The 20074-nt window shown below is 55.7% G+C and carries 22 protein-coding genes; 15 read left to right on the top strand and 7 right to left on the bottom strand.

Going from position 1 to position 20074, the window contains the following annotated elements:
- Positions 1-663 (bottom strand): GntR family transcriptional regulator, encoded by a 663-nt coding sequence (locus tag ACTG4M_RS02890; protein ID WP_439122133.1) that lies wholly within the window; start codon positions 661-663, stop codon positions 1-3.
- An 18-nt stretch (positions 664-681) separates the two neighbouring features.
- Complete coding sequence (locus ACTG4M_RS02895) at positions 682-939, bottom strand: hypothetical protein (protein ID WP_439122134.1); 258 nt, start codon at positions 937-939, stop codon at positions 682-684.
- On the opposite strand from ACTG4M_RS02895, the gene ACTG4M_RS02900 reads away from it, so the two are divergent.
- From ACTG4M_RS02900 to ACTG4M_RS02945, 10 genes are all read left to right on the top strand, one after another.
- On the top strand, positions 938-1900 hold the full coding sequence (locus ACTG4M_RS02900) for a TRAP transporter substrate-binding protein (RefSeq protein WP_439122135.1): 963 nt from the start codon (positions 938-940) through the stop codon (positions 1898-1900). The two genes, ACTG4M_RS02895 and ACTG4M_RS02900, sit on opposite strands and share 2 nt — an antisense overlap.
- A 133-nt stretch (positions 1901-2033) precedes the next feature.
- Positions 2034-2837 carry a TRAP transporter small permease subunit gene (locus ACTG4M_RS02905; protein ID WP_439122136.1) on the top strand — a complete coding sequence of 268 codons (804 nt, stop codon included), beginning with the start codon at positions 2034-2036 and terminating at the stop codon, positions 2835-2837.
- 10 nt (positions 2838-2847) lie between these two features.
- Positions 2848-4473 (top strand): TRAP transporter large permease, encoded by a 1626-nt coding sequence (locus ACTG4M_RS02910; RefSeq protein ID WP_439122176.1) that lies wholly within the window; start codon positions 2848-2850, stop codon positions 4471-4473.
- Positions 4474-4555: 82 nt separating this feature from the next.
- On the top strand, positions 4556-5644 hold the full coding sequence (locus ACTG4M_RS02915) for a mandelate racemase/muconate lactonizing enzyme family protein (RefSeq protein ID WP_439122137.1): 1089 nt from the start codon (positions 4556-4558) through the stop codon (positions 5642-5644).
- An 11-nt stretch (positions 5645-5655) separates the two neighbouring features.
- Entirely contained in the window at positions 5656-6597 is a 942-nt protein-coding gene (locus ACTG4M_RS02920) for a phytanoyl-CoA dioxygenase family protein (RefSeq protein ID WP_439122138.1), read from the top strand.
- Between the two features lie 59 nt (positions 6598-6656).
- Entirely contained in the window at positions 6657-8147 is a 1491-nt protein-coding gene (locus tag ACTG4M_RS02925) for a UxaA family hydrolase (protein ID WP_439122139.1), read from the top strand.
- Positions 8144-9205, top strand: coding sequence for a Gfo/Idh/MocA family protein (locus ACTG4M_RS02930; RefSeq protein WP_439122140.1), 1062 nt, complete (start codon positions 8144-8146; stop codon positions 9203-9205). The genes ACTG4M_RS02925 and ACTG4M_RS02930 overlap by 4 nt, the downstream gene beginning before the upstream one ends.
- The gene (locus ACTG4M_RS02935; RefSeq protein ID WP_439122177.1) at positions 9192-10112 is read left to right on the top strand and encodes an NAD(P)-dependent oxidoreductase; all 921 of its coding nucleotides are present in this window, start codon (positions 9192-9194) and stop codon (positions 10110-10112) included. The genes ACTG4M_RS02930 and ACTG4M_RS02935 overlap by 14 nt, the downstream gene beginning before the upstream one ends.
- Entirely contained in the window at positions 10112-10834 is a 723-nt protein-coding gene (locus ACTG4M_RS02940; protein ID WP_439122141.1) for an SDR family oxidoreductase, read from the top strand. Before ACTG4M_RS02935 ends, ACTG4M_RS02940 begins: the two co-directional genes overlap by 1 nt.
- Before the next feature lie 13 nt (positions 10835-10847).
- Entirely contained in the window at positions 10848-11735 is an 888-nt protein-coding gene (locus ACTG4M_RS02945; protein ID WP_439122142.1) for a DMT family transporter, read from the top strand.
- A gap of 50 nt (positions 11736-11785) precedes the next feature.
- Here ACTG4M_RS02945 and ACTG4M_RS02950 read toward each other — a convergent pair whose 3' ends face one another.
- Together ACTG4M_RS02950 and ACTG4M_RS02955 are read right to left on the bottom strand one after the other, a co-directional pair.
- Positions 11786-12523 carry an SDR family oxidoreductase gene (locus tag ACTG4M_RS02950; RefSeq protein WP_439122143.1) on the bottom strand — a complete coding sequence of 246 codons (738 nt, stop codon included), beginning with the start codon at positions 12521-12523 and terminating at the stop codon, positions 11786-11788.
- Positions 12524-12577: 54 nt separating this feature from the next.
- The gene (locus ACTG4M_RS02955; RefSeq protein WP_439122144.1) at positions 12578-14359 is read right to left on the bottom strand and encodes an IlvD/Edd family dehydratase; all 1782 of its coding nucleotides are present in this window, start codon (positions 14357-14359) and stop codon (positions 12578-12580) included.
- A 100-nt stretch (positions 14360-14459) separates the two neighbouring features.
- Here ACTG4M_RS02955 and ACTG4M_RS02960 point away from each other — a divergent pair, with 100 nt between their 5' ends.
- From ACTG4M_RS02960 to ACTG4M_RS02980, 5 genes are all read left to right on the top strand, one after another.
- Complete coding sequence (locus ACTG4M_RS02960) at positions 14460-14945, top strand: hypothetical protein (protein WP_439122145.1); 486 nt, start codon at positions 14460-14462, stop codon at positions 14943-14945.
- Complete coding sequence (locus ACTG4M_RS02965; RefSeq protein WP_439122146.1) at positions 14942-15655, top strand: AzlC family ABC transporter permease; 714 nt, start codon at positions 14942-14944, stop codon at positions 15653-15655. Before ACTG4M_RS02960 ends, ACTG4M_RS02965 begins: the two co-directional genes overlap by 4 nt.
- Entirely contained in the window at positions 15652-15975 is a 324-nt protein-coding gene (locus tag ACTG4M_RS02970; protein ID WP_439122147.1) for an AzlD domain-containing protein, read from the top strand. The genes ACTG4M_RS02965 and ACTG4M_RS02970 overlap by 4 nt, the downstream gene beginning before the upstream one ends.
- Positions 15976-16018: 43 nt before the next feature.
- The gene (locus ACTG4M_RS02975; RefSeq protein WP_439122148.1) at positions 16019-16717 is read left to right on the top strand and encodes an RraA family protein; all 699 of its coding nucleotides are present in this window, start codon (positions 16019-16021) and stop codon (positions 16715-16717) included.
- 260 nt (positions 16718-16977) lie between these two features.
- The gene (locus tag ACTG4M_RS02980; RefSeq protein WP_439122149.1) at positions 16978-17367 is read left to right on the top strand and encodes a cell wall hydrolase; all 390 of its coding nucleotides are present in this window, start codon (positions 16978-16980) and stop codon (positions 17365-17367) included.
- 20 nt (positions 17368-17387) lie between these two features.
- On the opposite strand, the gene ACTG4M_RS02985 is transcribed toward ACTG4M_RS02980, so the two are convergent.
- Genes ACTG4M_RS02985 through ACTG4M_RS02995 form a run of 3 tightly spaced genes read right to left on the bottom strand, consistent with a single transcriptional unit; the run spans position 17388 to position 19998 of the window.
- Positions 17388-18281 (bottom strand): phytanoyl-CoA dioxygenase family protein, encoded by an 894-nt coding sequence (locus ACTG4M_RS02985; protein WP_439122150.1) that lies wholly within the window; start codon positions 18279-18281, stop codon positions 17388-17390.
- 15 nt (positions 18282-18296) lie between these two features.
- The gene (locus tag ACTG4M_RS02990) at positions 18297-19223 is read right to left on the bottom strand and encodes an NAD(P)-dependent oxidoreductase (RefSeq protein ID WP_439122151.1); all 927 of its coding nucleotides are present in this window, start codon (positions 19221-19223) and stop codon (positions 18297-18299) included.
- Between the two features lie 13 nt (positions 19224-19236).
- Positions 19237-19998: an SDR family oxidoreductase gene (locus tag ACTG4M_RS02995; RefSeq protein WP_439122152.1), complete on the bottom strand. Its 762-nt coding sequence runs from the start codon at positions 19996-19998 to the stop codon at positions 19237-19239.
- Positions 19999-20074 lie beyond the last annotated feature (76 nt).

A 20074-nucleotide genomic window follows, 5' to 3' on the forward strand; every position in this document is an offset into this window, starting at 1 on the left:
TTACGTTTCCTGAGTCGCTGTTTCTTGTTCTATGACGGAACGAATGTCTTCGGCCAAGTGCCAGAGGTGGTTGTCGATCGCGTCGCGGGCGGCGTCTGTTTCGCGTGCGCGAAGAGCATCTAGAATCATAGTGTGTTGATTGACGACACGTTCCCGATTGCGACGTTGGCGTGCTGCAAGATACCGGGCGCGCCATAGGCGGCGTAGGAATGTGCCATGTGTTTCGGCCAGCGCCTTGTTGCCGGAAGCCGCTGCGATGGCCATGTGAAACGACATGTCGATCTCGAACATTTCCAATGGATCGGTGGTATCGAAATTGTCTGACATGTATTTTGTGATGTCTGCCAGATGTTCGATCTCGGCATCGGATGCGTTCTTGCAGGCGAGCTCGGCCGACAGTTTTTCCAAGGCGATCAAGACCTCGGTCTGCTCCGCGACTTCAGAATAATCGGACAGCGCAACAATTGGGCTTCGCGATGGACGCAATTCGACCAGCCCTTCTTTTGCGAGGATGCGCACAGCCTCGCGGATAGGTGTGCGACTCACTCCCATGTCGGATGCGATATCGCGTTCCTTGACAGATGCTCCGGGCAAGAGCTTGCCGCGCAAGATGTCACGACGAAGCCGATGGGCAATTTGTTCAGCGAGTGTTTCTTTCGACATCCGGTTTTTTCTGCACAATCAGACGCTTCCGCGGAACGTTTTTGATGACTGGTCGTTCAAGGCGTTTCGATAAAAGTTCGAAATTTGGTATACCAAAAAATCTTGCGTGTCGAGTTTCCATTCGCTACGTTTCATTTCAGGATGGTATACCATCTTTCGCGGCGCATCTATTGCGCCAAGGTGTGACAGGCGGTCGAGGAGAGCCGCCAAGGGAGGAATAACAATGAATTTGAAGTCGACTTTGATGGCGGCTGGCGCGACGGCGATGATCGCCATGTCTGCAACAGCTGAGCCGGTGAACCTGCGCATCCAGACGCACTATGCTACCGAGCACCCGACCGGCAAAATGCTGGCAACATGGATCGATGACGTTCAGACAATGTCCGGTGGCGATATCACCATTGAGATGTTCTATTCGTCCTCGGTCGTGGCGACAGTTGAAACGTTCGACGCGGCCATCAACGGCATCGTCGATTGTGACGCCACAGGCGGCGCGTATCAGACCGGCAAGAATCCTGCATTCCAGTTTGTTGGTGACATCATGGGCGGCTACGACACGCCTTGGCAGCAATACAGCTGGCTTTATCACGGCGGTGGCTGGGATGCGGCGCAAGAGCTGTACAATGCTCAGAACATGCAGCTGATTGGTTGGGCGATCTACGGCCAGGAATCGTTCTCGTCCTCCAAGCCGCTTGCTGGCCCCGATGATTTGAAAGGCTGGAAGTTCCGTTCGCCTCCGGGCATGGAGACCGAGATTTTCGAAAAGATGGGCGCATCGCCGATCGTGATGGATTTCACCGAAATCTTTACCGCTCTGGAAACCGGCATTATCGATGGTGCTGACGCGTCGGGGCTTGCAAACAACGTTGGTCTGGGTCTGTACGACATCGTTAAGCACGCGACATACCCGGGCTTCCACTCAATGCCATCTGACCACTTGGCTTGTAACCTTGATGTCTGGAATGGCCTGACCGAACAGCAGCGCCGTATCCTCGAGACAGCATGGCAGAAGCTGTCCTTCCAGATCGCTATGGCGAATGAAAAGGCCAACACCGAAGCTGCCGCTGCACTGCAAGAGCAGGGCGTCACGCTTTATGCTTGGTCCGATGAAGACCGCAAAGAATTCCGCGTTGCCGCGCAGGCCGCTTGGGATGATTGGGCAACTCGCAGCCCTGAAGCTGCCGCATTGGTCGAAAGCCATAAAAGCTATCTGCGCCAGCTTGGCCTGATCAACTGATGAAAGCGTGTCACAGCCTTTGGTTATGACACCTCGTTGATACAAGCGGGCCCCTATGCCGGGGCCCGCATCTTAGAAGCAAGCAGTCATCATGGGCCGGTACAAGGCTCAGCATCTTCGAGGGAGGATCGGGATGGAGAAGGACAGCCTTTGGTTGGGCTCGTTCAGGCAGCCTATTCGCATCGCCGCCATAGCTTTCACCGCGGTGGTTGCCGTGCTGTTTGTTTGGTTGGTCGGAAACCGCATACTGTCGGAAGATGCCATCGGGATGCACGAAATGATCCGGCCTGCTGGTCGCCCGATCGTGCAGATCATGTTGTTCGCGATTGTGGGGTCAATCCTGACTGTTGCGCTTTATCTGTCTGACACACGAGGTGCAATTGAGTTCGAGCCGGACGGCGTGTTCGACATCGTATCGTTGGTGTGTTCGCGGATTGCGATGATCATGGTCGCACTCATCGTGATTGTGATGTTTTATGAAGTGGTGTCGCGTTATGTCTTTGCGCGACCAACTCTTTGGGCAAATGAGCTGTCGCTTTGGATCGCGAGTTTTGTATTTCTGTTGGCTGGCCAATACGCCATGCAGCAGCGCAGCCACATCCGTATTTACGTGATTTACGACATGATGCCGCGCTGGATGCAGAAATCTTCTGATATTCTGTCTCTTTTCCTGATCTGGTTCTTCACTTTTGCGATGGTCTGGGGCGGTTTCGATGATGCCATGCGCCGGTTTTTGCGGATGGAGACGTTTGGCACCGCGTGGGATCCGCCCATTCCCGGCATCGTCAAACCCGCGATTCTGATCATCATCTGTTTCGTCGCTCTACAGGCTTTGTCGAACATCTTTTCTGACTGGAACAAATCGGCTGAACACCTGGCCGTAGATGACATCGACGAAACGGAAATCGAAAACATCCGTCGAACTTTGGAGAAGTAAGACAATGGAAATGGAATTCCTAAGCTACCTCTCCTGGATGAAAGCTCCGGATGTGGCCACTCTGAGTATTTGGCTTTTGCTGGGCATGTTCTTCCTGCTTGCCATCGGCATGCCGCTTGGGTTCGCGTCAGCGTTTCTTGCGGTGGCCGTCCTGATCATGAAATTTGGTCCAGAGCTTTTGTTCCGCGATTTCGGCTCAGGGCCAATGTCGGTGCTTGCACAGGCGGTCTATCGTCAGATGACCAACTATGTCCTGATATCGATACCCTTGTTCATCTTTATGGCCGCCCTGCTGGAACGGTCCGGCATTGCCAAAGACATGTATAACTCGTTGAACGTGTGGCTGTCTGGAACGCGCGGCGGTATTGCTATCGTTACGTCTATTATGGCTGTGATCATGGCTGCCATGTCTGGCATAATCGGGGGTGAAGTTGTTTTGCTGGGGTTGATCGCCCTGCCGCAAATGCTGCGGCTTGGGTACAACCAGAACCTCGCCATCGGGACGATCTGTGCGTCAGGGTCTTTGGGCACGATGATCCCGCCATCCATCGTTTTGATTTTCTATGGTCTCGTGACGGAAACCTCGATCAAAGCGCTGTTCACAGCATCCTTCCTGCCGGGCTTTATGCTGGCGTCGTTCTTTATCATTTACATTGTGATCCGGACGCGGTTGAACCCATCGCTTGCGCCGTTGCCTGAGATTGACCCCGATGCGCCGGCCGGACGTGAAAAAGGTCTGATGTTTCTTGGATTCCTTTCCAAGTTTGGGCTTTGGATCATCGGCGTACTTTTCCTGCGCGCTCTTTTCTTCACGGTTACAGGGCAGAACACGCTACAAGAGGGCGAAGACCCGATCGCCTTAGGCATGGTCTATCACTTGCCATATATCGCTGTTGCGTTCGGTATTGCTGCCGCCGGCATGTATGCAATCGGTAAAGAGCGTGTGGCGACAGGTTGGGACATGGGCAAAGGGCTCATTGCACCTGTGGTCGTCATCGGTGTTGTGCTTGGCTCAATCTATATGGGGATCACCGGCATCACCGAAGCCGCCGGCATGGGTGTCGTGGCGGTTTTCACCATCAGCGTGATCAGGCGCGAAATGACGTTCGAGATCATCTGGGACAGCCTGATCCGTACACTGAAATCCACCGGTACGATTATCTGGGTGACGATCGGTGCGGCCGCGCTTGCTGCGGCATACACGCTGTCAGGTGGTCCGACCTATGTAGCCAACATGATCATTGCAGCTGAACTGCCCACCATGTCGATCATTCTTGTGATGATGTTCATCTTCCTCATCATGGGGATGTTTATGGACTGGGTTGGCATCGTTCTGTTGATCATGCCGGTGTTCCTACCCATCGTACTCAAGCTTCCTGTTCAGGAAATTGGTATCTTCGGGGAACTGAACCCTCGTCACGTAGCAATCTGGTTTGGTGTGGTGTTCTGTATGAACATGCAGGTCAGTTTCCTGTCGCCACCCTTCGGACCAGCGGCGTTCTATCTGAAATCGGTTGCACCGCCGCATATCACTTTGACGCAGATCTTCCGTGGCTTCCTGCCTTTCATTGCGTTGCAGTTGATCGCGCTGTCTGTGCTCCTGATTTGGCCTCCGATTGTCACGATCTTCCTGTGACCGATGACCTAGAAACAGGAAAAGTCAAAGGGGGCGGGATAACCTCGCCCCCTTTCTCAATGAGCTTAGTGTATATCGCGCCATGACCACGCAGATCGCACATGTGAAAACAGATCATTTCCTGATCCCGCTGCCGCACGCTCTGGAAGACAGCATGCATGGAAGAATGACCAGGTTCGAGGTTGTCACTTCCCGCGTTCTGGACAGTGATGGGGCAGAAGGTGTTGGTTACACATTCACTTGTGGCGTCAACGGTGGAGCGATTGCAGATATCCTTGGTCGTGAAATGACCCCGCTGGTGATGGGCCGAGACCCGTCTTTGGTCGAAGCGATCTGGAAAGATCTTTGGTGGGCGTTTCATTACGGCGGGCGTGGTGGTCCAACCGTTTTGGCGCTGTCCGCGTTCGATATGGCGCTTTGGGATCTCAAGGCGAAACGGGCGGGATTGCCTTTATGGCGCTTATTGGGCGGATTTGATGCCAATGTCCCATGCTACGCGGGTGGCATAGACTTACACCTAACACCCGACGAATTGGTGGCTCAGACACACGAAAACATCGACAAAGGACACCGCGCTATCAAGATGAAAGTGGGTCGCGATCTTTTGCGCGAAGACGTGGCCAAGCTTGCTGCTCTACGTGATGCGTTTGGTCCAGATATGGCGCTGATGGCCGATGCGAATATGAAGTTTACTGTCGACGGCGCAATTCGCGCGGCCAAGGCTTTCGCTGACTTCGACCTCACGTGGTTCGAAGAGCCTATCCCACCAGAAGACCCAGCAGGCCATCGTCGTATCCTGACTGAAGGTGGGATTCCCGTCGCTTCGGGCGAAAACCTAAGGTCTTTGTGGGAATTCCGGACAGCTATCGAAGGTGGTGTGACTTTCCCTGAACCCGATGTCACCAATTGTGGGGGGGTAACCCCATTCATGAAGATAGCCCGCCTAGCCGAGGCATTTCATCTGCCAGTGACCAGCCATGGTGCGCATGACATTACCGTACAGCTACTCGCGGCTTGTCCGAACCGTTCGTATCTTGAGGCGCATGGCTTTGGGCTTGAAAACTACATCGAAAAGCCAGTTGAGATCGTTGACGGGCATGCAATCGCGCCAGATCGGCCCGGGCATGGCGTGGTCTTTGATTGGGACAAATTGGAAACGCTTCGCGCCTAAGGACACCTGTTATGCTGACACAAAACCAAATCGATCAGTTCCATTCAGACGGCGTTCTTGTCGTGCCCGATGTTCTTTCTTTGCCCACGCTGAGTGCCGTCAAGCACGAGTACGAAGTGTTGCTTGACGACCTATACGACGGTTGGCATTCCGACGGTCAGGTGCCGGAAGCGGCTGATATGGATTTCTGGCAGAAACTTTTGGTCAGCTATGAGGCGGGTTGCGACTGGTTCCAGCCGATGGATATTTCGCTTCCAGGTGGTGAAGTCAGACCTGACACGCCGTTCCATTTCGGTCCGGCCGTTTTCGACATGATTACTGCACCGCGTCTTCTTGATCTGGTTGAGGGTCTGCTTGGACCCGAGATCACATCGAACCCAATTCAACATGTGCGCCTTAAACCGCCAGCGCCCACGTTGCTCGGATCAGAGGATCGGGCGCACATCATGGCGACTGACTGGCATCAGGACCGTGCCGTTGCGCATGAAGAGGGTGATGCCACGCAGATGGTCACTGTTTGGCTGGCAGTATCCGATGCAACGGTCGAAAACGGGTGTCTGCAGGCGATCCCCGGCAAGCCGCAGATGTATCCGCATTGCCCCAAGAAACAGACGGCCATCGCGGATGGTTTCCTTGATCTCGACAAGGCGCAACCGTTGCCAGTCAAGGCGGGGGGCGCAGTGATTTTTCATCCTTTGACGCCACACGCATCACTGGACAATCGATCCAACCAATTCCGCTGGTCCTTTGACATTAGGTATAACGTGACAGGCCAACCGACAGGGCGCGCCCATTTTCCGGATTTCGTCGTACGGTCGCGCGCGCATCCGGATCGCGTTCTGTCCGATTGGCAGGACTGGCGTGACATGTGGTTTGAGGCCCGCGCACGTCTGAGCGGCCAGCCGCATATTCCAATTCACCGTTGGAAAAGCGACAGCCCTGCCTGCGCCTGATCCATTTGGCTATCACGTGGCGTTTTTTCTGCCGCGCCCCGATCAAAGTTGTGAGATACATGAACACTGTTCGCCTTTCGCCTGAAGACAATGTCATTACTGCCATTTCGCCGCTTGAAGTCGGGCAAGAGGGCGCGACCCAGTTGATCCCACGCGGTCACAAGATGGCGACCACAGATATTCCCAAAGGGACGGCTGTGCGAAAATACGCGCAGGTGATCGGCTATGCCGCCGAGGATATTGCGAATGGCGAGCATGTTCACACGCACAACCTCGAATTCCGCAATGTCGACACTGAATACGAATTCTCGACCAACCTGCGCCCGGTTGCCTCAGCCACTCAACAAGACACGTTCATGGGCTTCCGTCGGGCCACTGGCCGGGTCGGGACGCGCAATTACATCGCCGTTTTGACCTCTGTCAACTGCTCGGCCACCGCTGCGCGGATGATCGCAGAACACTTCACGCCGGATGTTCTGGCGGCCTATCCAAATGTCGACGGCGTGGCGGCTTTTGTACATGGCACTGGCTGTGCGATGGGTGGGGACGGTACCGGTTTCGAGCTGCTTCAGCGCACACTCTGGGGATATGCCCGTAATCCAAATGTCGGTGGTGTTTTGATGGCTGGCCTAGGCTGTGAGATGATGCAGATCGATTGGTTGATCGAGGCGTATGGTTTGACGCCGGGACCGTTCTTTCAAAGCATGAATATCCAAGACGTTGGTGGATTGCGAACCACGGTCGAGATGGGCATCAAAAAGATCGAAGCCATGTTGCCCTTGGTCAACGATGTCGAGCGCGAACCATGCCCTGCGTCTGAATTGATGGTGGCTTTGCAATGCGGTGGGTCAGACGCATGGTCCGGCATTACTGCGAACCCTGCAGTTGGCCATGCCTGCGATCTTCTGGTCGCGCAAGGTGGCACTGGTGTTCTTGCCGAAACGCCTGAGATTTACGGTGCTGAACATCTGCTGACCGCCCGAGCGGCGGATCGCGCGGTGGGTGACAAGCTCATCGACCTCATTAAATGGTGGGAGGATTATACCGAACGCAATCGTGGCAATATGGACAACAACCCAAGTCCCGGAAACAAGCAGGGCGGGTTGACCACGATCCTCGAAAAGTCGCTTGGCGCGGCGGCCAAGGGCGGCACGACACCGTTGACCGGAGTTTTCAAATACGCCGAGCCGGTTACAGCCAAGGGCTTCACCTTCATGGACAGCCCTGGCTATGACCCTGCCAGCGTGACTGGTCAGATCGCCAGCGGTTGTAACCTTGTTTGCTTTACCACAGGTCGTGGATCGGCATTTGGGTCGAAACCGTCGCCGACGATGAAGGTGGCGACCAACACTCAGATGTACGAGCGCCTGACCTCGGATATGGATGTAAACGCGGGTCGCGTCCTATCGGATGGTGCGAGCGTCGAGGAAGTGGGTCGCGAAATCTACGGGATGTGGTTGCGCATGGCTAGTGGCGTGGCGTCGAAGTCTGAGGCGCAGGGGCTTGGAGATTACGAATTCGTACCATGGCAGGTCGGAGCTGTAATGTGACGGAATTGCCCATTGTCATAATTGGTGCCGGGTCGATTGGAATGCGCCATGTCGAGGTGGCTCTGGCCTGTTCAAAGACACGGATTGCAGCCGTGGTCGAACCATTTGCAGAGCGGCGCATCGAATTACAGGCGATGGGTTTGAATGCAGTTGAATCATTGGACGCCACCCCTGCCGAGACCCGTGCAGCCGTTATCGCAACTCCGACGCAGGATCACCATGTTTCGGCTTTGGCATGTATCGACCGCGGTTGGCCCGTGGTCGTGGAAAAACCAACGGCTGGTACCCTGGATCACGCGCGGCAGATGATCGAGCGTGCAGCAGCAAAAGCTGTACCCTTGTTCACTGGGCATCACCGCAGGTGCCATCCATTTTCGCGCGCTACGCGCGATGCACTTGCACAGATCGGTGATTTGGTTGGGGTTCAGGGCCTGTGGTCTTTGCGCAAGCATGATACGTATTACGATGCTGATTGGCGGCGGCAGCCAGGTGCGGGGCCGTTGCTGACCAATCTGACACACGAGCTTGATCTGCTTCGGTTCTTTGTCGGAGAGATTGAAGAGGTCACCGCGCTCACATCGAATGCACGGCGCGGATTTGTGATTGAGGATACGTCGGCTCTTGCTCTGCGGTTCGCCAATGGCGCGTTGGGGTCTTTCTTGATTTCTGACGCAGGCGCTTCGCCTTGGTCGTTCGAGGCGGCATCCAACGAAAATCCTACTATTGCTGCGTCGCACCAGGATTACGTGCGCTTTGTCGGCACCGAAGGCGCGCTTGAGTTTCCGTCGCTGACCGTCTGGGGGCGGTCCGCTCCGGGAGAGATCGAATGGTCAAAACCGCTGCGGCGTACGCCGAGGGCGCAGTTTGAAAAGGTTGATCCATTGCTCGAACAGATTGCACGTTTTGCCGATGTAGTGGCCGGGGGTGAGGACGATGTGTTGTGTACTGGTATTGACGGCATGAAGGCGTTGGAGATGACGCTGGCAGCGGCGCTTTCGGCGAAACAAGGACACCCTGTGCGGACTGGCGGTGTGCCGGGCGACTATACCGGGGTTTAGACATGAAGGGTTTGAAATGACGCAACCGACAATAGGATTCATCGGGCTGGGCCTGATGGGCCGGGCAATGGTCGAATGCCTGCAAAACGCAGGATATGCGGTCACTGTGCTTGGTAACCGTGACCGCACTGGCGTTGAAGAAGCGATTGCGCGTGGTGGCAACGAAGCGCCAAATGCTAAGGCGCTGACCGGGAGTGCCGATATTGTCATGCTCTGCGTTGGCAACTCGGATCAGGTGGAAAGCCGTGTCTACGGCGATCTTGGCATTCTGGCGGGGGTGAAACCGGGTCAGGTGGTGATCGACTTTGGCACGTCGCTACCAGAGTCGACCAAAAGGATCGGCGCGGCGTTGGCTGAAAAAGGCGCGACTTATTTGGACGCACCGCTAGGCCGAACGCCTGCTCATGCGAAAGAAGGTCAGCTGAATCTGATGTGCTCTGGTGACCAAGCTGCATACGACCAAGTGAAACCGGTACTCGATGTGTTGGGGGAAAACGTTTTTCATCTTGGAGCGCTTGGAAACGGGCACACAATCAAGCTGATCAATAACTTCTTTGGTATGACAACCGCGGTTGCCATGTCCGAGGCTTTCGCGACTGCCGATGCTGCGGGCATTGACCGGCAGGCGCTTTACGATGTGATGTCCGCTGGTCCACTACGTTCGGGCATGATGGATTTCGTGCGCAACTATGCCGTAAACGGTCAGAATGACCTTGGATTTGCAATCGCGAATGCGTCCAAGGATGTGGGCTATTACGGTCAAATGCTGTCTGACATGGGAATGAAAAGTCGTATGTCTGGATGTGCCGGAAACGCACTTTCAGATGCCGTGGAGGACGGGGATGGTGATCGAATGGTTGCAGAGATGGTGGACTGGATGGGCAAAAACTTGAAGGGACCCGCGTGATGCGTCTGGATGGGAAACGGGCTTTCCTTACGGCTGCTGGGCAGGGCATCGGCCGCGCTACTGCAGAGGCGCTGGCTCGCGACGGTGCATCGGTCATCGCCACCGATCTTAATGGTGATCTTCTTGACGGGTTGGACGTAGCAGAAAGCTTTGCACTGGATGTGACGGACAAAACTGTGCTGGTCGAAGCTGTACGCAAAGCGCAGCCAGACATTCTTGTGAACTGCTCTGGCGTCGTTCACAACGGAACAATTCTAGACGCAACGGACGCAGAGTTTGATTTCGCGATGAATCTGAACGTGCGCCCACACTTTCACGCTATACAAGCGGCTTTGCCGGGAATGGTCGAACGCGGCGGTGGTGCAATTGTGAACATCGCATCAGTCTGCTCAAGCGTGCGAGGTTTGCCCAATCGGTTTATCTATGGCACTTCCAAAGCGGCCACTATTGGGCTCACCAAGCAAGTGGCTGCTGATTTTGTCACGCAAGGAATTCGTTGTAATTGTATCGCACCGGGCACCGTTGATAGCCCCAGCCTGCATCAGCGCCTGCGCGACACCGGAGACTACGACGCGGCTATGAAGAACTTTATCGCTCGTCAGCCCATGGGCCGGATCGGTGAAGCACAAGAGGTGGCTGATCTTGTGGTTTACTTGTCTTCTGAGGAAAGCAGGTACATGACTGGGCAGTGTATATCCATCGACGGAGGTATGACCGTCTGAACCGTGTGATTTTATGAGCGCGCCTATCCCACGCGAAGACCGTGCCGCCGCTGGCGTTTTAACGATGTTCTTTGCAGTGGTGTTTTTTACCTGCATCGACACATCGGCAAAGTGGTTAGTGCTTGCGGGATTGCCGGTGATGCAGGTCGTCTTTGTGCGCTACTTTGGACATTTCGTCTACGCGATGATCTTGTATCTGCCACAAGAGCGGGGTGAGATCTTTCTGTCCCGAGCGCCGTTCAAGCAGGTACTGCGATCGCTTTTCTTGTTCGGTTCGACCATTTGCAACTTCTTTGCGTTGCAATCTTTGCCCATCACGGTAACGACGACCATCATGTTCGCTGGTCCCATCGTCGTGACGCTACTGGCGATCCCGATCCTCGGTGAAAAGGTTGGTTTGCGCCGGATTGTGGCAGTGTGTGTTGGGTTCCTAGGGGTGCTGGTGGTTATACAGCCTTGGGGGACCGAGTTTCATCCTGCGATGTTTTTCTCGCTCGCAGCCTTAATTATCGCGTCACTGTATTTCATCATGACACGTATGCTGGCCGGAATTGAGACGAACGCGACCCAGCAGGTTTGGTCGTCTGGCCTGGCATCCATCGCGTTGGCACCTTTTGCACTGTCGGTCTGGGTCTGGCCCGAAAACGGCTTGCAATGGCTCATCATGCTCATGATTGGCGGCTTCGGCATGATGGGCCATATTTTGGCTACGGTGGCGCATCGCTGGGCGGATGCATCTATTCTTGCTCCGATGGTCTATAGCCAGATTTTTCTGGCAGCATTGGCCGGTGTTTTGGTGTTTGCGACATGGCCAACAGTCTGGACGCTGGCCGGTGGCCTGATCATCATCGCCTCTGGTCTTTATATCTGGAACCGCGAAAGGCAAAAGGCGCGTCGCTGACCGCAGATTGCCCCTCAAAGGTCTGAAATTCTCGGCGGTGGAACGTTTGTTTAGCCTCGTCCGATATACGGCATGTTGGTCGCCATCACGGTCATGAACTGCACGTTCGCGTCCAGCGGCAGGCTCGCCATGTGCAGCACGGAATTGGCAACGTTTGAGACATCCATCACCGGCTCTACCTTGATCTCACCATCAGCCTGCGGCACGCCTGCGGTCATCTTTGCAGCCATGTCGGTCAGAGCGTTGCCAATATCGATCTGTCCGCAGGCGATAGAAAACGGGCGTCCATCCAGACTGATCGTGCGTGTCAATCCGGTAATCGCGTGTTTTGACGCTGTGTAAGCGACAGATCCCCAACGCGGGACATACGCGGACACAGACCCGTTGTTGATGATCCGTCCGCCTTGCGGATCCTGCGCGCGCATCAGTCCAAAGGCAATCTTTGCGCAAATGAAACTGCCGGTCAGGTTGATGTCGATAACGTTCCGCCAATCGGCAACGTCAATCTCGTTGATCGGCGCTGATTTAAGGGACACGCCGGCGTTGTTGAAAATTGCGTCGACGCGTCCCCATGCCTTTTGTGCTTTGCCAAAGGCCTCAGCGACTTGAACCTCATCAGTGACATCGCACGGCAACGGGAGTGCGTTTGCGCGACCAGCGGCGGCCTCCTCCAACGCGGCAAGGTTGCGGCCAACAAAGCCAACGGTCCAGCCTGCGTCAAGAAACACGTCTGCCGTCGCCTTGCCAATGCCCCGACCTGCGCCGGTGATGATGATGGACTTACTCATGGATTCTCTCCCCCGGAAAGTCTTGCTAGGGGTGGAGCCTCCACCCAGTGTTCTTCAGTGATTGTCGCGTGGCAAATCGCGCCCAACTTTTTGATAAGCGGTTGCAAGCTCAAGGCACCCCCCGTCAGACAATTGGCCAACATGCGTGCGGTAAATTTCCTGCCACGGTGTTTGGTGAACAAGATCGGGTGCTTTCCAAGCATCAATTCGCGCCTTCCATTCGTCCTCTGGTACCAATGCGTCCATCCTGCTGGCGTTCAAATCCAGCCGAACCATGTCACCTGTTTTTAGGTAGGCAAGGCCGCCGCCAACCACAGATTCCGGCGATGCATTAAGGATTGACGGGCTTTCGGATGTTCCGGACTGCCGTCCGTCACCGACGGTGGGCAGATGATTGATGCCGGCCCGGATTAACGCGTCGGGCGGTTGCATGTTCACAACCTCGGCGCTGCCGGGATAGCCGACACAGCCAACGCCGCGGATAAAGAGAATTGTCCTCTCGTCGATTTCAAGTGCGGCATCGTTGATCCGGTCGTGGTAATCCTCTGGCCCTTCAAAGACGACGGCGCGTGCCTCAAAGACCCCTTCATTACCGGGCTCGGACAGGAAACGTTCGCGAAACTCCGGAGAAATTACACTGGTTTTCATGAGGGCCGAGTCGAACAGATTACCGGACAAGACCTTAAAGCCCGCGTTGGTTCGCATTGGCGCGTCATAGGTTTTAATCACATCATGGTCGAGGCTTTGGCACCCGGCCAGATTGGCTGACATGGACATACCGCTGGCGGTCATTGCGTCGCCATGCAGTCGGCCCGCCGTCATCAATTCGCCCATCACAGCGGGGACACCCCCCGCGCGGAAGAAAGATTCACCAAGGTATTCGCCAGCTGGCTGCATGTTGACCATCAAAGGCACGTCAAAGCCGATGCTTTCCCAATCCTTTACATCCAGATCAACTCCGATGTGACGCGCCACAGCTTGCAGGTGCGGCGGGGCGTTGGTCGATCCGCCGATCGCCGCGTTCACAACGATGGCGTTCTCGAAAGCTGCGCGGGTCATGATGTCAGATGGTTTCAGATCGTCGAGCACCATCTGCACAACGCGCCGTCCCGTCTCATAGGCCATTGCCATGCGTTCGCGGAAAGGCGCCGGGATCGCTGCGTTGCCTGTCAGGGTCATTCCCAAAGCTTCCGCCATCGCGTTCATCGTGCTGGCGGTGCCCATCGTGTTGCAGTGACCCAGCGACGGGGCTGATGAACAGACCCGGCTCATGAATTCGTCATAATCGATCTTACCTTCGGCCAGCAGGCGGCGGCTTTCCCAGACGATGGTGCCTGATCCGGCGCGTTTGCCTTGCCACCAGCCATCCAGCATTGGACCGCCGTTCAGCGCAAGCGCGGGTAAGTCGACGGTGGCGGCCCCCATCAGCATGGCGGGGGTTGTTTTGTCACATCCAGTGGTCAGAACGACGCCATCAATTGGATAGCCATGCAGCACTTCGACCAGCGACAGATACGCCAGATTACGGTCAAGCGCGGCGGTTGGCCGCTTCCCGGTTTCCTGAATGGGATGCACTGGGAATTCCATCGGAATACCGCCCGCTTCGCGGATACCTGCTTTGATGCGGTCCATCAGAAATACGTGAATCTTGTTGCAGGGGGCGATGTCGCTTCCGGTTTGCGCAATGCCAATGATCGGGCGCCCACCCTGAAGTTCGTCGCGTGTGTATTCTTGGTTCTGATACCGCTCAATATAAAGTGCTGTCATGCCAGGATTGTTCGGATTGTCGAACCATTCCTGCGAACGGAATCGTTTGTTGGCGCGCGTATCGGACATATGTCTCCTCCAATGGACCCAAGGAGGGTCTTGGCACAGCTTCCTTAAATGGTATACCAAATGCAAGTGCTAACATGACCCAAATATCAGGACCCCCGCCATGACGACCTGCTTTCCGTGCCTGTCGGTTGCATTTGGTTTTTTGATGCTTGTCGTTCAGCCAGCTATGTCCGAAGTCAGCGTTGACCAGGTCAAAACCTGCCTGTCTGAACGCATGTCCACCGGGCAATCACCCGCGACCTGCATTGACGATGCACAGTCCGAGTGTCTGGCCGTTGATAACGAAGCCCCGGCCGTCGCGACTTTATGTTTTGTTGACGCCGAGAAAGACTGGAATGGTGGTATTTCCAGCTTGATGGCACATATTTCAAAAGTCGCAACAGACGAGATTGCAGCGATTGCCGGAATCGAGGCTAAGTACGATCTTTTGTCGGCGTTGCTTCAGTGCAGTCGGATGGAAGAGTTGTCACTTGCCGTGGGCCGGGACAATGAACCAGCGATCTTGCGTCAGAACGCACGCTGCAAGGCAAACGCGGCAGGGCTTACCTTTGCGCGGTTATACCTCCGGTCGCAGGACCTCAGATGACACCGAGAAAGGCGTTTTGGCGAGGTTACCTTGATTGTGCGCCCTTCACGCTGATTGTCGTGCCCTATTCAATGCTGTTTGGCGTCGTTGCGCGCGATGCCGGGCTGGACGTTCTGCAAACCATGTCGATGTCGGTTCTGGTGATTGCAGGCGCGTCCCAGTTCACGGCGGTTGCTTTGCTCCAAGACCAAGCGCCGGTCTTTATCGCATTGCTGGCGTCGCTCGCGGTGAACTTGCGCATGGCAATGTACTCAGCCGCATTGGTTCCGCATATCGGCCATGCAAAGTTCAGCGTACGCGCTTTGATGGCTTATCTGATGGTTGATCAGGCTTTTGCTGTCGCTGTCCGAACATATGAAGACCGGCCCGATATGACGCCACCAATCAAGGTCGCTTACTACTTTGGCTGCATGGCTCTGATCTGCCCGTTCTGGTACGGCTTCACTCTACTTGGCGCGCTGGTAGGGCAAGGTATTCCAGCGTCCTTTAGCCTCGATTTTGCTGTGCCTGTCTGTTTCATCGCCTTGACCGCGCCGCTCTTGCGCTCTGGCCCGCATATCTTTGCCGCTTTGGTGGCTGGCATGGCCGCGTTGGTGTTTGCGTGGGTCCCTTGGTCGCTGGGTCTGATCATCGCCGCACTGTTAGGTGTGTTCGCCGGTGGACAGGCGGAACTCTTCCTCGCGGCCCGCGCCAAAAGGTTGGAACCATGATTGACACTGCGACGTTCTGGACGCTGACCATATTGCTTGGCATCGGGACGTTCCTGATCCGGTTTTCGTTTCTTGGCCTGCTCGGTGGTCGCACATTGCCTGACCGCGTCTTGCTTTACCTGCGCTACGTCGGAGTTGCCGTATTTCCTGCCCTCTTTATGCCGCTGGTGGTCTGGCCCGAGGCGACTGGTGGTGCGCCCGACCCAATCCGGCTGATCGCCGCACTGGCCGCGTTTCTGGCTGGTCTGCGCTTTGGCGTGATTTGGGCAATCGTTGCCGGGATGGGCACGCTTTACCTGATGCAGTTTCTCTTTTCGTAAGTAAGCGCTTTGTTTGACCGAGACTTTGACCAAAGGACACAAGATGATCGAAGAACCCACAAAACTACAAATTCGTAAATCCATCCGCCGCCCAAGTGCGGAACAGATTGCGGCATTTCGCGATATCCCCACAGGTTTTCTTTGCGATGCAATGGAGGGGCAAGGTGCCTTGTGCGGTACGATCCAACATATCGGTGGCGGGCGTGATCTTCCAACCCATGCTTACGGTCCAGCATTGGTTGCCGACAACGGTCCGGCCGAGATATTGGCGACGATGGGCGCGCTGCATATTGCGCAGGCTGGCGACATTGTGGTCGCAGCTGTGCATGGTCACAAGAACTGTTCGGCTGCCGGGGACAGGTTCTGTGGCATGATGAAGAACAAAGGTGTTGCGGCCTTTGTCACTGACGGTCAGATGCGAGATTACCCCGGCATCGTCGCTGCAGGTCTGCCGGCATGGTGCGCTGGGCTCAGCCCAAACTCACCGTATTCAAACGGACCGGGAAAAGTGGGATTTGGGGCTGTTGTGGGTGGCCGGAATATCGAAACCGGGGATATGATTGTCGCCGATCGTGATGGAGTTGTCGTGGTTCCATTTGCCCAGATTGACCTAGTCATTTCCCAGCTGGTAGCGATCAAGGAGCTGGAAGATACACTTGATGAAAAGGTGCAGGGCGGATTTTGCGACATGCCCGCTGTGCAGGCGATGCTCGATGAAGGAAGTGCCAAGTTGATCGATTGACCGAGCAAGTTTGTATTCAAGAGCCAAGGCGACATCTTGCCGTGTCCATAGCCTGGATTGACAAAGTGTATTCAGGCTTGGTCAAGGCTGGAGTATGGACGATGTGTAAACCCTAAAAGGCCATTGTTCCTATGACCCGTTTCAGGATGCGTTTTGTCGTTGTAAGCACCCTTTCCGTGATCACCGCTGTGTCTGGTTGTGCTGTCCCTCAAGCCTCTGATCAGCCAGACTGGAACGACATAGAGTGCATGGCGCGTGCGATGTATTTTGAATCTAACCGTTCCAGCCGTGACGGTATGGTCGCGGTTGGCAGTATCGTAATGAACCGCGTTGCCTCGGAAGATTTTCCGAACACAGTTTGCGAGGTTGTGGGGCAGAAACGACAATTCGCGCCGGGTGTAATGACCCGTGAAATGTCCGGTGATGCAGAGGTCTTAGCGCGTGATACCGCGAGTGCAGTGCTTAAGGGCGAACGCCACCCGCGCACAGCCAAAGCACGGTTCTTTCATGCTCGCACTTACGTCGCAGATTTTAACAACATCCACTACGTTGTCTCGACAGGCGGAAATGCGTTCTACGAGAAACGGCATCCGTCGCTTGTCACACGGAGGACCCCGCCCGCGAATGTCGAAGGTCTGACTGGTTCGTAGAACCCGCACCAAAGGCGTCTTTAGGACGAAAATGCGCTTTTTGCGCCAGCACTTTCCTGCGTTTTGAAGATCGATCCGGTGTCGGGCGCGGGGGGCAAGGGCATCCTGACTGGGACATCAGCCATGCGAGGGGAAAGCTGTGGTTCGCCAGTGATCTGCCTGTCTTGCAAGTCGTCCCAATAGGCGCGTTGCCCCAACGAATGGATATAGCTGGATGCGCCAAGGATTGGCCACGCATCAGACGCACTGCATTCGTAAAATAGGATCAGGCGATTGCGGTCGCTCATGTTTGGGGCAGACCCGTGCAGGACACGCACGTGATGCACTGTCATGTCTCCAGCCTTACCTGTCAGCGCCACTGCTTTATCCTTCTCGAACAACAGATCGTCCGGATCAATCGCGCCGGCAAAGTAGCCGTTTGCCTGATGGCTGAGCACAGGGCCTTTGTGGGTGCCTGGAATGACCATCAATGGCCCGTTCGCTTCGTCGACATCTTCGAGCATGAGGCCAAAAGCCAGAAGGCTGTCATTGGTCGCAGGATAGAACGCCCAGTCTTGATGCCATTCTACAGCACGCCCGCCGCCCGGTGCCTTTGCATTGAGTTTCGACGTCAGTAGGTTTGTGTGAAGTCCCAGCAGGTCGGTCAGTACCTCGGTCAATTTCGAGTTGCGGATCAGTTCCCAGAAATAGGGATTGCGCTTGTGCGGCAGTTTTACCCGCGTCAGACGTGGGGTGTCCGCGGTATGGCCTTTGTCGAGGTCATACACTTCGTTGCTTTCGGTCACACTGCGCGACCCAGCAATCAGCCCGTAGGTGATTTCGCGCAACCGCTGGAGCTGATCTGGGGTGACGGCATTCTTTACCAGAAGATAGCCGTTGTCGTTATAAAACGCCTTTTGTTCTTCGGTAAGCATCTGCCATCTCCTTCCTTACCCTGCATTACCCTTCTTGACGGCCGCAGGAAGGTCACAGCCGTTCAGTTCTGCGATGTGATTGGCAATGGTCGGGACAAAATCCTGCCCTTTGCCCGCTGCTTCGGCCTGATCGAAATAGTTGCGCACCGCTGCGCCCATCGGGTTCATGACACCGGCGGCCATTGCCATGTTTGCAACGTACCGCACATCTTTGGCAGCATTGGCGATGGCAAACTTATGCGCGTTGGGATCACCGCCGACAGCCGCAGAAAAGAAGGTATCGAAGAACCCGCAACCCATGCGTGACGGGCCCATCACGTCGCGCACCGATTGCGGCGTAAGCCCGGATTTTACCGCGATGCTAAGCGCCTCGGAATAGACCGACGCATAGGACATCGACATGAAATTCATGATCAGCTTCATCTTGTGGCCGGACCCGACGGGGCCGATGTGATTGATTGATCCGGTCCAGCATTCGATCACTGGTTTGACTTTGGCGAACGCTTCTTCGGACGCGCCGACCATCGCGTCAAGCATGCCTTCCTCGGCCTCTTTGGGCGTTCGGCCTAACGGTGCATCCACCATGTGAACACCCTGTGCCGACATTTCTTCTGCCAGTGTCATTGTCGAGGTTGGATCGGCGGTTGTTGTGTCGACCACGATTAAGCCTGCACGTGCGCCGGCCAAGATGCCATCCGGGCCACGCATGATGGCTTCGACTTGGGGAGAATTGGACAGGCATAGGTGGATGATGTCGCATCGCGCGGCCATCTCGCGTGCTGTCCCCACCTCACTCGCGCCCATACCGACGAGACTGTCGACTGGTGTGCGGTTGCGATTGCCCTTGATGACAAGCGGATAGCCCCCCTGCAGGATGTTTTTGGCCATCCCATGCCCCATTAGTCCAACGCCTATGAAACCAACTGTCGGTTTGTCGCTCATGTTCTCGTCTCCCTCAAAGGCTTGCGGTGATGCCACCATCAACGAATAGAGTGTGTCCGTTTACAAAACTTGCCGCGTCCGATGACAGGAAGACGCAAGCGCCCACCAGTTCTTCGACCTTGCCCCAGCGGCCTGCAGGCGTGCGCTTTTCAAGCCACGCGCTGAATTCTGGGTCCGCAACAAGCGCCGCGTTCAACGGTGTGTCGAAATAGCCTGGTGCGATGGCGTTGCAGTTCAGCCCGTATTTGGCCCAGTCGGTCGCCATCCCCTTGGTCAGGTTGGCCACCGCACCCTTGGTCGTCGTGTAAGGCGCGATGCCGGGACGGGCCAATGCGGTCTGCACGCTTGCGATATTGATGATCTTGCCCGCTTTTCGTTTAATCATGTGTCGTGCCACGGCCTGACCGACATAAAAAACAGAACTGACGTTGGTGCGCATCAACTTTTCAAACGCCTCAACTGGGAAGTCTTCAAGCGGGGTGCGATGCTGCATCCCGGCATTGTTGATCAGAATGTCGATCGCCCTGTGTTTGGCCTCGTACGTGTCCACTGCCGTGCGAGTCTCTTCAGGGTCGGTGACGTCAAAGGTCAATGTGGCGACCTGCGCCCCTTCGGCGCGCAGCGTCTCGGCGGCCTCTTCAAGACGGTCAACGTTGCGCGCGTTCAGCACCAGATGTGCGCCTGCTTGCGCAAGGCCACGGGCGAGCGCGAAACCGATCCCCATGGATGACCCGGTGATCAATGCGGTGCGCCCGCTCAGATCGAACAGTTGCATAATTCCTCCCGTGTGCCGTCTGTTTTTCGCGGCATTGACATTGCAGGGCAAACCCGGCTTGATTAAAATGGTATAC

Source organism: Marivita sp., from assembly GCF_965656765.1.
GTDB lineage: Bacteria > Pseudomonadota > Alphaproteobacteria > Rhodobacterales > Rhodobacteraceae > Marivita.

What these genes read in the sequence shown, in the direction of transcription:
- ACTG4M_RS02990 (WP_439122151.1), bottom strand. Translation starts at nt 19,223, where the DNA reads ATGAGCGACAAACCGACAGTTGGTTTCATAGGCGTTGGACTAATGGGG.
- ACTG4M_RS02900 (WP_439122135.1), top strand. Translation starts at nt 938, where the DNA reads ATGTCTGCAACAGCTGAGCCGGTGAACCTGCGCATCCAGACGCACTAT.
- ACTG4M_RS02910 (WP_439122176.1), top strand. Translation starts at nt 2,848, where the DNA reads ATGGAATTCCTAAGCTACCTCTCCTGGATGAAAGCTCCGGATGTGGCC.
- ACTG4M_RS02890 (WP_439122133.1), bottom strand. Translation starts at nt 663, where the DNA reads ATGTCGAAAGAAACACTCGCTGAACAAATTGCCCATCGGCTTCGTCGT.
- ACTG4M_RS02985 (WP_439122150.1), bottom strand. Translation starts at nt 18,281, where the DNA reads ATGCTTACCGAAGAACAAAAGGCGTTTTATAACGACAACGGCTATCTT.
- ACTG4M_RS02920 (WP_439122138.1), top strand. Translation starts at nt 5,656, where the DNA reads ATGCTGACACAAAACCAAATCGATCAGTTCCATTCAGACGGCGTTCTT.
- ACTG4M_RS02975 (WP_439122148.1), top strand. Translation starts at nt 16,019, where the DNA reads ATGATCGAAGAACCCACAAAACTACAAATTCGTAAATCCATCCGCCGC.
- ACTG4M_RS02905 (WP_439122136.1), top strand. Translation starts at nt 2,034, where the DNA reads ATGGAGAAGGACAGCCTTTGGTTGGGCTCGTTCAGGCAGCCTATTCGC.
- ACTG4M_RS02980 (WP_439122149.1), top strand. Translation starts at nt 16,978, where the DNA reads ATGTATTTTGAATCTAACCGTTCCAGCCGTGACGGTATGGTCGCGGTT.
- ACTG4M_RS02995 (WP_439122152.1), bottom strand. Translation starts at nt 19,998, where the DNA reads ATGCAACTGTTCGATCTGAGCGGGCGCACCGCATTGATCACCGGGTCA.
- ACTG4M_RS02940 (WP_439122141.1), top strand. Translation starts at nt 10,112, where the DNA reads ATGCGTCTGGATGGGAAACGGGCTTTCCTTACGGCTGCTGGGCAGGGC.
- ACTG4M_RS02945 (WP_439122142.1), top strand. Translation starts at nt 10,848, where the DNA reads ATGAGCGCGCCTATCCCACGCGAAGACCGTGCCGCCGCTGGCGTTTTA.
- ACTG4M_RS02925 (WP_439122139.1), top strand. Translation starts at nt 6,657, where the DNA reads ATGAACACTGTTCGCCTTTCGCCTGAAGACAATGTCATTACTGCCATT.
- ACTG4M_RS02960 (WP_439122145.1), top strand. Translation starts at nt 14,460, where the DNA reads ATGACGACCTGCTTTCCGTGCCTGTCGGTTGCATTTGGTTTTTTGATG.
- ACTG4M_RS02895 (WP_439122134.1), bottom strand. Translation starts at nt 939, where the DNA reads ATGGCGATCATCGCCGTCGCGCCAGCCGCCATCAAAGTCGACTTCAAA.
- ACTG4M_RS02955 (WP_439122144.1), bottom strand. Translation starts at nt 14,359, where the DNA reads ATGTCCGATACGCGCGCCAACAAACGATTCCGTTCGCAGGAATGGTTC.
- ACTG4M_RS02915 (WP_439122137.1), top strand. Translation starts at nt 4,556, where the DNA reads ATGACCACGCAGATCGCACATGTGAAAACAGATCATTTCCTGATCCCG.
- ACTG4M_RS02970 (WP_439122147.1), top strand. Translation starts at nt 15,652, where the DNA reads ATGATTGACACTGCGACGTTCTGGACGCTGACCATATTGCTTGGCATC.
- ACTG4M_RS02950 (WP_439122143.1), bottom strand. Translation starts at nt 12,523, where the DNA reads ATGAGTAAGTCCATCATCATCACCGGCGCAGGTCGGGGCATTGGCAAG.
- ACTG4M_RS02965 (WP_439122146.1), top strand. Translation starts at nt 14,942, where the DNA reads ATGACACCGAGAAAGGCGTTTTGGCGAGGTTACCTTGATTGTGCGCCC.